The sequence below is a fragment of the Leptolyngbya sp. CCNP1308 genome, assembly GCF_034932455.1.
In the GTDB taxonomy this organism is placed as follows: Bacteria; Cyanobacteriota; Cyanobacteriia; order Phormidesmidales; family Phormidesmidaceae; genus Nodosilinea.
The window spans coordinates 56,564-71,582 of sequence record NZ_JAYGIH010000004.1 but is presented as its reverse complement, the minus strand read 5'-3'; the positions used below and the strand labels follow the sequence as shown (position 1 = coordinate 71,582).

Below are 15,019 nucleotides of genomic sequence, written 5' to 3'. Positions count from 1 at the left end.
CGTTTCTGAGGGGAACATCTTTTGAGGTTTTATGCCCATAAAAATAGGCCCCCCGTTGGGAGCCTTTTAGCGAGTGATTTATGCTTTTGTCACGCCTCGTACTTCTCCTTCCACTCGGCCACTTTTTCCTTCAATTTGGCTGGATTGCTCCTGAACTGGGATTTGATGCTGTTAAGCTCCCATTGTTTTCTTCGCTCTAAATCCTCGTCGTATTCGTCGTCAAAATCACGCTCTGGTTCACATTCGTCGTCAGGGAAAGGGTTTTCGTCATCATTAAACTGAGCGGCTGGTTCTTGAACCTGCTTAGCAATCCCAATCTCTCGATGCATTCTCTCTCGGGATGGCGGTTCATATGCTGAGAGCCCTTCCTCAATAACAACAGGTCGCGGTCTTCTCGGCGGCGGTGTGTATAGAACAGCGTCGTCTTCATCATCATCGTCAAGCACGGGCGCTTTAGTTTCTTTAGCGGGCTCAGACTTAACCGCAGCGGCGGACTGGGGAAGCTCAGGGGCTTCAAGCTGTACTGCGGGCAGTACAGAGGGTTCCTGTGTTGAAGCGGGCGTGGTGCCCTCGTGCGCTTCAACCTCCCGGCTCAGAAGGTAAGCAACGAAGGTGGAGAGGCTCATTTGCTTAGATGCCGCCAGTGATTTGGCTCGGGCCTCTAGGTCGTGGGTGAGGTACGCGGAGATTTTCTTTTTGCCAGTGGACATAGGTCTACCCTTTTGGTGGAGTTACCTCCATTGTATCATGGGTGGAGTTACTTTGACTCCATAGTGGAGTTACTTCTATGCAATTCTATTTGCCGAGGGGGTGGAGTTACTTGAATAACTCAATGGTGGAGTTAAAGTAACTCCACCATTGAAGCGTTTGGGGCCACATGGAGTTACTTTTCCGCAGAATCGCCGCAAAAACGGGCGGCTGGAGGGGTGGAAAACAGGTCGAATCGCTGAAACCCTTGCTGTGTAAGGGTTTCGGGAATCCCGCAATCCCAAAAACAGTGAATCGCTGAAACCCTTGGTATATAAGGGTTTCAGCGATTGGCGAAAAATGATTTGCGGGATTGCCCCTTTTTTGGTCGTCGGCTGAAGGCCTTACACAGAAAGGGTTTCAGCAATTATTCTATATGTTCATTTCACCTACATAGTATACATATCCTATTAATGCCCGCCTACCATGTGCCTGCCAGCTACCTTAACTACCTCGCTCATCCAACTATCCTTTACTCAACAAGACAGGGGAAAAAATCGTCAGCACGTAAGAAAAAAACCGCCGCGCGCCCCCCCCCAACAAAAAAAAGGCCCCCCCCCTATGAGAGCCTTGCGACCTGTGTGAGCCCTGACGATAACTAAGCCGCCAAACGCTCAGCCTTCGCCGCCAAACGTGCCGCCTCCTCTCTCTCCCAGTATTCTTTTATCTTTACCCACGGGTGATCCATTTGCTCGTTTACTGTGTAGCTCTTCTCCCCATCCCAGCGCGTTGTCCTGTACCAATATCCATCCAGGTGGACGTAATTTAGTAGCATCCCCCTACTATCATGGTTCATTTTCTTGTAGCGGCCCGACAATATCCACTCGGTCTCCAACATGTGGTTTGCACAGTGGGTGCGGAAAGAAGGATGGTTTAAGAACCACAACGTTTCAGCTTCGAACTTATGGTTCGGGTGGTTTTGCTCCATCCACTCGTCGCACTGTGCAAGCACCTCGTTAACTCTGTCCATATGAACGGACAACGTGCAGCCGTCATACTGAAAATTGATGGGGTATACATCATTCTCTTTCGAGATGATGGCGCTCGCTAGGAACTGCTGCATCACGGCTTGCTCAGAGCCTTGAGCGAGGTGAGCTAATAACTTGCCCGCTATCTTCACTTCATCAGGTTTCTTACCCTTCTTCAGCGCTTCAGCCCTTAGTTCCTCCGCACGCTCTTTGAGATTAAAGCTTAGGCCCAGTTCGTTCTCTATGACAACCTTGCGCTTACCTTGAACCAGCTTGTCGATCGCCTCTAAGCTGTACTTCTTAAAGAACCGCTCGCGTGCCTCAACCAGAGGAGCCATGACAGGGCTAGCTAGAATCTCGTCAATCTGCTCTTTATTGAACCGAAAGCCCACCCCCATCTTGGCTAGCTTTTTGTTGGTCTCTTGTTGTAAACAGCTGAGCTGCATTCCAAAACAGAAAGAATAAATCAATTGCTTCAGCGCCGGTTTGCCTGTTTTAAGGTCAAACCCTTTGGGCGCTAGGTGCTCCCACAGGCTCTTGCCGTTGTGGATAATATCGAGAATCTGCTCCAGCGATTCGTCACACTTCAGAATTGTGGCTAGAGCCACCATCTGGCAGCTTTTGAGGTCAATATCCACCAGGACATGGCCCTTATGAGGAGTTCCAATCAGCAGCCAGCGTAGGGGCTTGGGTAGGTTAACGATTCCACCACCCTCAGGATAGAGCCGCCCGCAGCTGGTCATATGCACCATGCCTACAAACTGCTCCTTGCTATGGGCATCCATCGTACCTAGGGTTCCTAAGAGGCTGGTGAGCCTTGCCAGATAAGCCTTTTGCCCAACTAGGTCGTGTGTCCATTCAGGGCAACCAGATAGTGCTAGGGCGTGGATGAATTGAGCGCCTTTGCGGCTGAACAACTCCACGTTGAATTCGAACTCCGCATTAGCGAACTTGTTAGCGGCGTCAATTGTAAAAGGCTTTAGGTTCCCGCTATTAAAATCATCAGACAGTCCAGCGGGCTTGCTGTAGTCGCTTTTAGCAACAATCTCCACATCCTCCCAGCCGTGCTGAATCTGCTCGGACAAAGCCACCTGTAGTCCCATGACATTGTACGTCCGGCACTGACCCTTTTTCTGCGGGGTTATTTCAAGCAAGGGCATGCGACCGAATAGATCGCTGTCAACATAAATCTTCTCTAGGGGCTCAAGCACCTCCTCAAAGAAAGCCCCGCTCAGCGTAATGATGCCGCGACTCACTTCACAAGTCTCGTAATCCTGCCCGGTCAGCTTACTCCTGATGATCGACACGGGAATCTTATCCTTAAACAAACGCTCAGGATTAGACCTCGTTTTCATGCGGTAGGCATTACAGACAATGCTCAATAAAATCTCACCAGCAGCAGCGGCCAATATATTGTCTACGCCCTGAGTCCTTATGAAATAGCTACGCAGCAGACGGGCGATGGGTGTGCTGCTTCTGTAACCCAAGTGCTGGCGTGCCTTAGGTAGAATCTCTTCTTCGGGCAAAGCGTAGAAGGCGGCAACTGTTCTAGGGCAATGAGGCCGGATGTTGGCTAGTTGTAGGTCTTGTTTTATACCCTTTTGAGTCTCAGCTGTGTTATAATCAGATTGCATTGAGGATTTTCCTAGAGAGTCATTCTCGGTGTGCATCGTAAATTTCCTGGAAGATGTTTGCGGTGAGTTGAACGAGTAAACTAATTTCTAAAAAAGCCGTTGTGTCGAGCAGCGGCTTTTTTGTGCCTACTAATCCAAATCCATTTGTGACCCACAGGTGTGGTCAGCCTCGCGCGCGTATTGAACCACGAACGATGCTGGGGCACTGAGCAGCTGCTCCAGTTGAATTTTTACTAACTCGATTTCTACTGAGACGATCGGGCGATCGCGGTAGATTGTCGTTCCTAATTCGTTGGGGCCCTTGCAGGCTGTAATTTGTGCTGTGTACATGATTAGTCCTCTGTGAGTGTGAAAATGTCTTCGACTGAATCCAAGTCAAAAGTTTTCTTCAAAGCCAGGAACGTCTTAGCGCTGATTTGCTTAACAGGGCCTCTGTACAATTTATGGACGGTTGCATAGCCCAGCCCAGTCTCGTTAATAAGCCATTCTCGGTTGTGACCGGCTGCGTCTAGATACTCTTTAAGTCGGCAGTGAAACATTATTTGAACTTGTCGAATTCTTATTTAAATTATACATCTAAAAGTTGTTGAAGACAAGTGTACTACGCGAGCTTGAACAGAACGAGGCATACCCTAAAAACCCCTAAGAATGGCCAGACAAAGCCACTATTAATATGGAACCCTACTCTTAAGTTCCTGGCTCAAGAGTAATGACTAAAAACCAATTTAAAAGACGAGAAGCCACGCGGCGGCTCTTCCTTGAATACCTCAAAACCCCTAGCCTGCGGGGGTTATCGCGCCGTTCTGGTATCGCCTACCGCACGCTATGTTATAGGTTTCAACATCACATCCATCGAGATTATGCTTCACTAGCCCGGCGCGGAATCTTCGTGGTAATCAGACCTCACCTATTTTCTAAAAGCGCTCGAATTAGACAAGAGGTTTCTATTTGGTTAGTCGAAAATCTCGACTTAATCATACAGAGCGAGATTCATAGCGCGCGCGTTGTCCTTTCTGAAAAGAAGTTAGACCGTCTTACCTACCAAGAATGTGGTCGCATCGGTGATTACCGGGAGGTGCTGGCATGTTAGAGCCTACTGCTATGGAAGAGGGTTACTATCTAGAACCCGTCGAGCGCCAACTTTGTCCCTACATCAACCTCATTGAGTTAGAAGAGGCTGTTCAGCTTTACTACGAGGGAGAGCTCGATCGCGTTGATGAAGAGCACTTCGCGCGGTTGTATATGGAGAACTACGAGTTAATCCCTGGAAAGACTCTATTAAGTGTCCTAGATCAACAGACCATGCGGGAAGCTCTCTACAAGTTAGACTTCATTCACAGATGCACTTTGAATGCTTACTATGGCGACAGCGTTGTAGCGAACACTCAGCTCTCTAAGCTGGTTCCTCCTGGCATGCGCCTGAGTGATTATCAGAGCTACTTGTTGCCGCTTGCGATCAATCACCTTGCCTATGTCGTTCATCAAGTGATTTAGTTTTCTGCACATGCTGTAAAGGTAGAGGGAATGTGTGTCTTTCTCCTCCTTGAGTTGGGTTTTAATTCGGGACTCTGGGCTTCACTTCGGTGGGGCCCTTCTTATTTTCATAGGCACTTATAAACTTAGTCAGCATTTTATAGGCATATGTCACAGCCTAAGCCTAGAGCCAGAATTAAATATTCAGAGGCTGTCGTCAACTTGATTGTTGGTGTACTAGAGCGCGGCGGGACTAACCTTGATGCGGCTAACGCTGCTGGTATGGATAGGAATACTTTCTATCTATGGAGTAAGAAGCATCCTGAGTTCAAAGCTCGAATCGAAGCTGCTAAAGCCGGTTATGTTCAGTCTCAAACCACTGCGGTTCTAGATACGCTTGAAGAGTGTCGCTCTCTCGCTGAAGCTTATGTCTTAAAAGTCTTTAAGGGTGAAATCCAGCGGGTCAAGACTCGCACTGACGCTACTGGCGTAGTCATTTTTAAGGACACTGAAACCGTACTGCCATCCGACCGTATGGTCGAGCGCTTCTTACAGCTCAACAGCGGCGAACAACAATTCAATTTAACCATCGGCTTGGCTGAGCCTGACGATGATTACGACGATGACGAGTTTAGCGAACCCGAGGATTGACCCCGCTTCGATGTAAGGTTCGCCCCTAATCATTCCTTGTATATAGAAGAAAAATGGCCTCGTTAAATCTGAGCCTGCATAAGGCCCAGATGAAGGTCTTTAAGAGTAAGTCTCGTGTCTCAGTCGTTTGCGCCGGTCGTGGCTTAGGTAAGTCCAGACTACTGCTAACGACTGCGATTGTCTTGTGTTTAACCTACTCAGGGACGATTGACCCACTTAGTCCACAGGTTGTGGCTATCTTGATGCCGACACTGAAAATGTGTCGAAGCATCCACTGGGGCCCCCTATTGAATGCCCTTGAGAACTGTCCTTTAGTAAAAAACATCAATCGTAGCGACTATAGAATCTCCTTCTATGGATCCCGCCCTGACTTGATTTTGAGGGGTTGTGATAACCAAGGCGATCGCCTGCGTGGGCTTAACCTCTATGCCAGCTTGATGGATGAGTTTCAGGACGTTGGCCCTACCGTTTGGGATGAGATTGTATTCCCTGCACTAGCAAGAAACAGAGACTGGCGCGCGCTTTTAATTGGAACTCCCAAGGGTCGTACCAGCTATTTCTACAAAATTCACGAGCAGGCATTACGAGAACCTGACTGGAGCTATTTCCACTTCCACACCTCTCACAATCCGTTTTTCCCTAAAACACATTTGGAGCGTGCCCGTCGTGAACTACCCCCGAAGGTTTTTAGGCAAGAGTTCGAGGCCAGTTGGGAAGATTTTGAGGGCGCTTTATTCAGCGCGATCGAGCGGCACCACATCGCAACGGAAGTGCCTGATTCATTTCGGTCTGTCTACTTAGGTGTTGACTGGGGCGACATCAACCCCGCGATGGTCGTTGTTGGCTTAACCCACGGCGGATGCTACTACCTATTGGATTTCTGGAAGAACGATTCGGGCCTGCCTATCACTGAGCCCATGCTTCTAGAACAGGCTGCTAAGTTCGCCAAGGAATATAACATCTATCGACCATTCCTGCCGGATGACAGGCCTGGCAGCATCCTCAGTTTTAGACGCTATGGAAAGCTTCATAGTGTCCCAGCGCTGCAGCGTAGCGTTGAAGTAAAGCGATCAAAGCCATCCCCTATGGAACGAGTTGCTATTGGCGATTCATTGTTCTATCAAAATCGTCTCTACTTCACGCCCAAAACTGCTGCTCTCTTTGACGAATTTAGCAGCTACCACCGAGAGAAGGATTCAGACGGAAACTTGTTGAACAAACCCGCGAAAGGACAGCAAGATCACTGTCTCGACGCGGCCATGCACGTTATTGGCACTCTCGAATTCAAGCACGGCGATCACGTCTTAAATTTCGCTCAAGCAGCTTAACTATGGAATATCCTCCTAAACTTCTCCTCAAACAGCTGCTGGCCGAGCATCCTAGCTACACAGCGATGAAGCCTCACCTAGAGAGAATCTCTCTTCTCAGCGAGGGTGGCTGGCGCTTAAGGGACAAACTCTCTCTCTTTATTGAGCAGAGACCTGGCGAAGAAGACCCAATCTACGAGGCTCGTCTGAAGAAGTTTGCCTACAGCAATACCCTAGGTTCTAACCTTTCGCAGCTGGCCAGTAAGATTACCAGCGGCACGGTTCACGTCAGCAATGCCGCTAGCGAAGACTTCTGGGAGAAGTTTCGAGAGGATAATGATGGCCAGGGTCGTACCGAAATACAGCTGGTTGAGCAAATCTTCGCTGAAGCCTTAAAGTTCAAAACCGTCTTCCTTCACGTCGATAAAACCGCCGCGCCAGTACCTCCTCAGTCCAAGGCTGAAGAAGAGCAGATGGGCCTACGGTCTAAAATTGTGGTCTACCCAGCACCTCAGGTTTCTCTATGGAGTGAATCGAATGGGCAGCTGGACTGGATTAAGGTCTTTCAGATTGTCGATGTCATCAATCCACTGACAGAGCCTATGAAGATGGCCAGGTGGACTTTCATCGATCGAGAGCATATCGCCCGCTATGAGGCTTACGTCAAGCTTGATCGCAAGGGGAATATTCTTGAACTCCTCGATAAAGATGGTAATCCTTTAGTCCACGAATCTGAGCCCGCTGTTCCTTCAGCTGGTAACCCTGTCGCGCATGGCTTTGGTGCCCTGCCCGTCGCTCGGCTGGAGCTGGATGAGTCCCAGTGGTCTGGAAACCAGGCTTACGCGAAGGGCGAAGAATGCCTTCGATTGGAATGCCATAGATATGACTTACTGACCGCCAGTTATCTACAGCGAACCTACAAGCCTATCCAGACGCCCGATAGCGACTTAGGTGATACCTACGTTGGGTCTGATGAGCCTCTACCAACGGGCTTGCAGTACGTTCTACAGGTCGATAAGTTCGAGTGGAGTGAGCCTAAGGGCGACATTCTCGTTCACGTCGATAAGGCTCTAACCCAGGCAGAGAAGCAGATTCGAGCCATCCTAGGCGTAGGCGGTGCCTACGTTCAAGAGGCAATCGAGGCCTCGGGTGTCTCTAAGGAAATGGACTTCCAGATCGAAAACGACCGCCTTAAGTCTTATGGCCACATCCTTACCGACGCGCTTCAGGACACCTATCAGCTGGTAGAGCGGGCTGAAGGAAACAGTGGTTCAACCCTTGCTGTGTCAGGGTTAGACGACTTCGGCGGCGATCGCCTGACAGACCTCATCGAAGCTCTGAACATGCTGCTAGGGATCGATATGGCGCGGCTTCAAGCGGTTTTGACTCCCACTCTATATATATTGATCAGGGAGCGGCTGCTGAGTCTGCTGATGTCGAATTTAACACCTGAGCAGAAGCAGGCTGTTCTCGATGAAGTTGCAGATGCACCCCCGCCTGAGCCAATCCCCCAACCTGTCGAACCTGCCCCCACTAACGGAGTCATATAAATTCTCAGATAACCTGACCTCCTGAGCAACGGCTGCTTTGGAGGTTTCTTTGTTGTGCCGATACCTTTACGGAGACTTATGGAAATTATCTAAAACTTTACTATTCCTGACCTGACAGATGGGAACTCAAGCGAAAGCGTGAGTAATCTTTCTGTTATGTATCCTGACTATGCCATCAATAATAAATAATCCAGTCAGCCGCTTCCTTTATGTTTTTTGCTTTTCATTTGGCGCTTCCGCCCTAATAAATCAGGCCAATCATAGAGGCTATTGGGATAACACCATCTATAGAGTCCAGACAGTAGATTTTAATATTCTTTCGCACACTTTGCCAACTAAACTCTCTTATGCTCTTATGGCAGGAGATGAGGGAGAAATTCAGCGCACACTAGATAGCAACTACGGTCACTTTGGACTTGTCGTTACGAATTGTACGATAGAGAGAAGGGATTGCCCCGGCGAAGAAGTTCGATTTAAGACTGATTCAAATTTCTCATGGAGCAATCTTCTTGATGCAAGCACGCTTGCAAAGTCTGAATACGATCTACTCAGAGATCCGCCACCTCTGTACGCAGAGGGAAAATATAATGATGCGCGCGATGATGCCCGAAAGGCAACTGGTTTTCTCAACCAGGGTGAAGTAATTGGTCGAGTTTATTATGTTCGAGGCGTGTCACCAAACTTCTTTTCATCCTATTTCGTGTGGATAAGGAGCTGGCCAGAAGGACTCTGGGCCGATAGCGGAGCCAAAAAATATTATGCTCTCACAACGTTATTCGCTATTGCTTTAGGTTTTGCGTCATGGATTGTGATTGAGTTAACCAACGGGAAATGGAAGCAACAGAAGCGTATATCAGAGTCGTTGTTGAGACAGAAAGAGGCCGAATCCGAGGCTCAGGAACTTAGATTTCAAAACCAACTAAATGATTATCAGCTGCTAGAGAGCCAATTCAGCGATAGTCAGAAACTTATCCAGCTGCACCAGCAAACAATTTATGAAAAAGAAATCCAACTAAAGAATCTTAACCGAGATAGGGGTCAAGCTGTTCACCAAATTCAGCAGCTAAAGAATGAGATTCAGATTAAGGATAACAAAATTAAAGCCGATGAACAGTCTCGAATCGATATTCAGAAGCAGTTGCTTGAAAACAAAGAGCTGTTGCAACAGAAAGAGAAAGAATTAGGCTCGGCCCAGCAAAGCAAACTCCAAGATCAGCAAAAACTGGAGCAAGAACTTAACCAGCTTCTACAAGACCGAGAAAAGTTGAGCCAACAACTCTTAACTAAAGATGCTCAAGTTAGATCCGAGCAGGAGATAAAGGCGCTTTACGAACAGCAACTTGACAAGGCTCATCAAGAAAAAGATGAAGCTGAGAAAAGAGCTGAAGAAGTTCATCACTCAAAAGAAGAGATGGTTCTACAAAACCAGTCTCTTGCTAAGGAAAACGAACGCTTTAAACAACAGCTCTCAGAGGTGTCCCAGCCGAACCAAGATGCGAATGAGTTTGAAAAAGAAGTGATCAGAGTCCTAGATGGCTGCGAAAAGATTAAATCTAGAGAATGGGAATACCTATTTAGGTATGACGCAAGCCGAGATGGAAAATGCAGCCAAGCAACTGACTTTGTGGTGATTGGCCAATCTTTTTTAGCTGTCATAGAAGCAAAGGGCTATGGCGGAAAAATAATCTCTGGCCAAAATATTCTTAATAGTCGTTGGTATTGTCAGAACTCACAGGGTCACAAGATAGAGGTTATGTCCTCTTGGGGAATCAATCCCTATATGCAGGTTGATACGTATGCTAAGTCATTAATGAGAGTATTCGAAGACCTATCGAAAAAATGGCCTAGATTAAAGAAATCACCCCGAAAAAGGATAGCTTACTCATACGGCATTGTCGTATTCAAGAGTGAAGCTGACATCTCTGACATACCCATGAAGCTAAGCGAATTTCGTCGTGTGACAACACTAGATAACCTTATTAGTACAATCGAATCTGTGGAGCAAGATGTAAAAACCCTTAAGGCTGGCAGACTAGTGAGAGCCTCTGAAATAATGCAGTGTATTCAGAATACTAGTACATTCAGACATAGAGATGAACGCGTTGCTTAAACAGCTGAAAACTTGATTCGGTATACCAAGATAGCAATACTTCTTCGTCCTTAACCCCATTCCGAAAAAGCGAAAGCTAAGTGAATGCCCCTACTGGTAAGGGGCTCTATAAATATCCAGATACAGCCGCCCACGACCTACTGCAGTCGGGGCGGTTTTGTTTTGCCATGCAGAAAAATCCTAAACGGACATCTAAAAATCAATGACGACATCAGAAGACAACAACCAACCAGAAACTCCTCAGTCTGAACCTGTAACCCTAGAACAGCTCACCACCCTCCTTAATAGCTTTAAGACCGAAGTCCTAACCGAGGTCAATGCTGCGAACGCGGGCGCTGTTGCTGCTACAAAGAAGCTGCTTCAGAAGATAACGGATGCGCCTCAGGCCCCAGCGGCTGACTCTAGCGCTGAAAACCCTGACGATACCGGCAGTCAAAAGCTAACCCTCAAAGCTCTCCAAAACCAACTCGCTGAGCTTCAAGCTGAGCGTGAGCGGGAACGACAAGAGACTCTTCAGGCCAAGCGGGATTCTGCCCTCACTCAGGCGATCGCAGGCACTGGCGCACTGAACCAAAAGGTTCTTTACCGCTTATTCCTAGCTGACCACGGCGACAAGATTCAGCAGGAAGGCGACCAATGGTTCGTTAAACATGGGGACGATGATGTCGCTCCTCTAGAAACGACCATCACAAAGTTTCTGGCTTCTGACGAAGGTAAGTTTTTCATCCCTCCCTCTGGTGTCAGCGGGTCGGGAAGCACTGAAACGAAGTCTACGACTGCCCCCGCTAAAACCACCTACAGCTCTCGCCTCGAACAGATCACGGCAGAGCTTCAAAGTGGCGAAGCAAAACTCGCTCTTTAACCTTTCCATCCACAAAGCAAAACATCGATGACAAATATCAACACCTACAGCCCTGCTGACCTCATGTCGGCTGTGGCCGAACAAACATTGGCCGAGACTCGCTTGGTTGAAACCCCTCTTTTGGGTCTCCTAGCATCTCGCTCACAACTTACTCGCCAACGCCCAATCGAATGGTCTGCTCGTTTAACTGATGCTGCCTCTGGTGGCCGTGCTCTCGCAGGCGCTCTCGCTGACGATACTGCTGGTTCCCTTGGAGAAGCTGCCCTGACCGTTCCTGACTATTACTTCAAGTATCAGATGAACGTTCGTCGTCGTGACCTCATCGAAGCTGCTGCTACTGGCAAAATTCAGGCGGTTCGCTCTGCTGTAGGCACTGAAGTCGCTGATGCTCTTCGGTCTCTTACCCAGCAGATCAATGGGGTTTTGTACACCGGTAACGGCACTGCTAACGCCACTCACTTTGGGGTAATTGGTCTAAACACGATCGCGGCCCAGACGGGTAGCTACGCTGGCATCTCTCGCTCTACTTACCCACGTTGGAAATGCATCGTCAAGCAGGGTGCAACTCCTGGAACCCCTGAGGCTCTAACCGTAGACCGTGTCACTGCTTTGCTGCGCGATCGTCGGGTTGCTGGCGCGACCTCTGCTCGAAACAATGGGACAAATCTTCTCATCCTGACTAGCGATGAGATTGACCAAGACGTACTGAGAAAGCTTTATCAGGCTGAGACTCAGGTCAATGCTGATTACGGCAACATGATCGCGAACATTCAGCCATTCGCTGGCTATGCCATCAAAGGCATCCCTGTCGTGTCTGATGTTGTGGCCGCGACTGCTAACCAAATGCGGTTTATCGACCCCAGCAAGATGGATATGTACGTCTTCGATGAAGAGGGCTCACCCGGCACTGAGGACAGCAAGATCTCATTCTTCTCCTACCAGGGCCTGAAGTTTCGTATGGCCGATGTCTCTGACAACCATCCCGATGTCTTCAAAGCTGAGATCTCTATCTCCCTGCAGCTCAAGTGCCATGACCCCATTCAGGGTTTGTCCATCTTGGATGACGTAGCTCAGACCGCGGCCTAAATTCTTTAATTCTCTGGAAATCACAATGTCTAACTCTGTTGTTGTTAGGGGAATGTATGTCACCCCTACTGTTGATATCTCTAAGGCTGTCGCCATCATTTCTGGTGATGTTGATGCTACCCACCTAGCGACTGTACCTGCTGGTGAATCCTGGGAAATCCTGGGCGTGGTCGCTACCGTGACTACCACCGCTGCTGTAGGAAACCGAACTCACTCTGCCCAGGTGCTTGGCCCTGATGACGAAGTCTTCTACCAGACCGCTGTTGCCGCTAACCTGGCCGCATCTCAAACCGATGCTACCCGCTCGTTCCTCATTGGCGGCTCTCCTAGCCTGGCTGCGAACATGTTCGTACCCGCGGGCGGGAAAGTTCGTGTAAAGGATCTGGCTGCGATCGATGAAACTGATCCAGCCGATGTTGTCGCTATCAAGGTTCTCGCTCGCAGACACTTCGAGGCGTAAGAATGGCCAAGCTCGACCCTAGCGTAATCGAAGATATTTTCATCAGGCTGGGTTACCCGAGCGATGGGACAATCCTCCTTCAAACTGGTTACGCAACTGATGGACTAATCTTTCTGCAGCGCCGACTAGAGGAGGATTACTCCCAGGCAACCATCGACCGGGTGTCTGTCATCTTCGATGAACTTGACGAAATCGATGAGCAGAAGAAGGAATCGCGACAGTCCAGCATGGCTGGCTCCACGTCTCACACTAAGTTGAACTGGAAGTTCCACCTTCAGCATCTAAACCGCGACGGGCACACTCTTCTCGAAGAGCTAGCCCGTCGCGTCAACCTTCCGATCTATTGGAGCAAGTACTCCTCTGCTAAAAGACATACAACTCAGTACCAATGAAAGTTTCCTTCGTAGCGTCCGGGCCTCTCCATGAGAATCCCAACTTACATTTCCGTCGTGCTGTCTCTCAAGCAATGAGCGACACTGCCGACTACGGCTTGGGGATTCTCAAGGCGAGAACACCTGTTCGCACAGGGAGACTGCAAAATTCTTGGTTCAGCAAAATCGAAAGCTGGAATCAGTTTTACTTTGACAACTCAGCTCCATACGCTCGCTTCGTTGAGCAAAAAGTTTTGATGGCTAGCCGCTCTCAACCAGAGATCGATCGCTACCTGTCGCGCGCACTTGACGAAAATATTGACCGTGAAATGAATTGAGATAGGCAAGACTCATGGCAAGATCAAAAACTTTTTTTAGAGTCTGAAAAATTTCATCTCACTAAGTACTTTTACTCATGAAAAATGGTGTGCCAAAGTTGGCGCATGTGTACCGACATTGGCGCACTCTGTACCAAAGTTGGCGCATAAGTACCAACATTGGCGCACATTTTTAGGAGTTTCGAAAAGTGTGCCAACTTTGGCGCATTTGTGCCACAGTGCGCCAATTTGTACCAACTTTGGCACACCAAAAACACCCCAAAAAAGGGCCTATTTTTCAGCTTTTTTCTGACATTCGTAAGACTCAATTTGAGACTGCGAATTATTTCTCAACACCAGTTTAACGATGCCAAACCTTTTTCAAAAACTTGCTGGAGTCGAGAATGTTGCCGCTATTATCGAAACTCGATTGGGCCTGCCTCAGCGGCGTACTCTATTGTTTCGTCATCAGTCGCTCAATACCGCGCGCACTGCTTCAACCATTGAAGATTTCCTTGTCGTCCCTCGACCCTACATCACCTCGGCCCCGCCGCGATTGATTGGCTTGCTCCTCGGAAATGATGAAACCGCCGTCTCTGTTTCAGCAGCTGACATCTATGTTGAGTTAGCTCGCACCGTTCCTTACGACAGATTCGTCAGAGCTGATGGTAAACGCGCGATCGCCTTCGTGGATGTTGAAACAAACTCAGCGGACAGCGCTCCAGTTTATTCAAATGAAATAACTAAAGCTCTCACAGCTAGCATGTCCTGTCGCATCCTCCATATAGATGACAAAGACGACACGCTATGGAAGCTGGTGCTCAGACGCGACAAAGACTAATGAGTAACATCCAAACCACACGAATGAGATTGAAGACTTGGATGTCTTCGCTCATTCGAATCGATAAGTACGACGCTGACCCGCCCGCTGAACTTTACTCGGTGGCCAGCACCAGTGAAGCTTTCTACCCTGCGAATACAGCCATTGAGTTTCCCTGTAAGGATTTAATCTTCGAGCGCTCAGAGGTTACGGGCATCACCGGCTCTGGCTCCTTCAGCTACAGCATTGTCTATCGCTACCCTGGCGACTTAACCCTTAACGAATTGCCTCTGGTGCAGTTGGAGGGATTGGTTCAGTACATCCAAGCTCAGGCTCTGCTCTCGCTGTCTGGGTGTGGTGGTATTCGCCGCGCTGTCCCAGCAACGAATGAGTTTCCCGTTCAGGTTGAGCGTGATGGTACCGACCAAGGTGATTGGTTAGTCTACGCCAACTTAGTTTTCAGCATTGAGTTCATCTTGACGGACTTTGGCTTAGACCCTGCCTTTGGCCCAACGCCTGAGCCACCCCCCGAACTCAACGAACTCACCATCGGTGTCTATCGAGCCAAGACTGGTTTCGATGTTGACGAACCCGACGACTCAACCTTAGACGCGACCCTCACGGTCAACATCTCCAACTAATCAGATTAGGAATTATCTAACT

At 48.7% G+C, this 15,019-nt stretch carries 16 protein-coding genes; 12 read left to right on the top strand and 4 right to left on the bottom strand.

All coding sequences use genetic code 11. The features are described from left to right. Nucleotides 1–89: 89 nt before the first annotated feature. The 4 genes from VB780_RS03425 to VB780_RS31310 form a co-directional block, all read right to left on the bottom strand. On the bottom strand, nt 90–710 hold the full coding sequence (locus VB780_RS03425; RefSeq protein WP_323349737.1) for a hypothetical protein: 621 nt from the start codon (nt 708–710) through the stop codon (nt 90–92). Nucleotides 711–1,345: 635 nt separating this feature from the next. After that, nucleotides 1,346–3,385, bottom strand: coding sequence for a hypothetical protein (locus VB780_RS03420; protein ID WP_323349736.1), 2,040 nt, complete (start codon nt 3,383–3,385; stop codon nt 1,346–1,348). Between the two features lie 93 nt (nt 3,386–3,478). Beyond that, nucleotides 3,479–3,679 carry a hypothetical protein gene (locus VB780_RS03415; RefSeq protein WP_323349735.1) on the bottom strand — a complete coding sequence of 67 codons (201 nt, stop codon included), beginning with the start codon at nt 3,677–3,679 and terminating at the stop codon, nt 3,479–3,481. Nucleotides 3,680–3,681: 2 nt separating this feature from the next. Continuing rightward, the gene (locus VB780_RS31310; RefSeq protein ID WP_416349196.1) at nt 3,682–3,888 is read right to left on the bottom strand and encodes a helix-turn-helix domain-containing protein; all 207 of its coding nucleotides are present in this window, start codon (nt 3,886–3,888) and stop codon (nt 3,682–3,684) included. A 544-nt stretch (nt 3,889–4,432) separates the two neighbouring features. Between VB780_RS31310 and VB780_RS03410 the strand changes: the two genes are divergently transcribed. From VB780_RS03410 to VB780_RS03355, 12 genes are all read left to right on the top strand, one after another. Then, nucleotides 4,433–4,843 (top strand): hypothetical protein, encoded by a 411-nt coding sequence (locus tag VB780_RS03410; protein WP_323349734.1) that lies wholly within the window; start codon nt 4,433–4,435, stop codon nt 4,841–4,843. 147 nt (nt 4,844–4,990) lie between these two features. Continuing rightward, the gene (locus tag VB780_RS03405) at nt 4,991–5,473 is read left to right on the top strand and encodes a hypothetical protein (protein ID WP_323349733.1); all 483 of its coding nucleotides are present in this window, start codon (nt 4,991–4,993) and stop codon (nt 5,471–5,473) included. Between the two features lie 287 nt (nt 5,474–5,760). Further along, entirely contained in the window at nt 5,761–6,801 is a 1,041-nt protein-coding gene (locus tag VB780_RS03400) for a hypothetical protein (protein ID WP_323349732.1), read from the top strand. 2 nt (nt 6,802–6,803) lie between these two features. Further along, nucleotides 6,804–8,330 (top strand): hypothetical protein, encoded by a 1,527-nt coding sequence (locus VB780_RS03395; protein WP_323349731.1) that lies wholly within the window; start codon nt 6,804–6,806, stop codon nt 8,328–8,330. A 169-nt stretch (nt 8,331–8,499) separates the two neighbouring features. After that, on the top strand, nt 8,500–10,440 hold the full coding sequence (locus tag VB780_RS03390) for an NERD domain-containing protein (RefSeq protein WP_323349730.1): 1,941 nt from the start codon (nt 8,500–8,502) through the stop codon (nt 10,438–10,440). A gap of 202 nt (nt 10,441–10,642) precedes the next feature. Further along, entirely contained in the window at nt 10,643–11,302 is a 660-nt protein-coding gene (locus tag VB780_RS03385) for a hypothetical protein (RefSeq protein WP_323349729.1), read from the top strand. A 27-nt stretch (nt 11,303–11,329) separates the two neighbouring features. Next, nucleotides 11,330–12,388, top strand: a complete 1,059-nt coding sequence (locus VB780_RS03380; protein ID WP_323349728.1) for a hypothetical protein — start codon at nt 11,330–11,332, stop codon at nt 12,386–12,388. A 25-nt stretch (nt 12,389–12,413) separates the two neighbouring features. Beyond that, nucleotides 12,414–12,848: a hypothetical protein gene (locus tag VB780_RS03375; protein WP_323349727.1), complete on the top strand. Its 435-nt coding sequence runs from the start codon at nt 12,414–12,416 to the stop codon at nt 12,846–12,848. Between the two features lie 2 nt (nt 12,849–12,850). After that, nucleotides 12,851–13,240 (top strand): hypothetical protein, encoded by a 390-nt coding sequence (locus VB780_RS03370; protein WP_323349726.1) that lies wholly within the window; start codon nt 12,851–12,853, stop codon nt 13,238–13,240. Then, nucleotides 13,237–13,557 (top strand): HK97 gp10 family phage protein, encoded by a 321-nt coding sequence (locus VB780_RS03365; RefSeq protein ID WP_323349725.1) that lies wholly within the window; start codon nt 13,237–13,239, stop codon nt 13,555–13,557. Before VB780_RS03370 ends, VB780_RS03365 begins: the two co-directional genes overlap by 4 nt. Nucleotides 13,558–13,903: 346 nt before the next feature. Beyond that, on the top strand, nt 13,904–14,377 hold the full coding sequence (locus VB780_RS03360; protein WP_323349724.1) for a hypothetical protein: 474 nt from the start codon (nt 13,904–13,906) through the stop codon (nt 14,375–14,377). Between the two features lie 41 nt (nt 14,378–14,418). Further along, nucleotides 14,419–14,997: a hypothetical protein gene (locus VB780_RS03355; RefSeq protein WP_323349723.1), complete on the top strand. Its 579-nt coding sequence runs from the start codon at nt 14,419–14,421 to the stop codon at nt 14,995–14,997. Nucleotides 14,998–15,019: the final 22 nt, after the last annotated feature.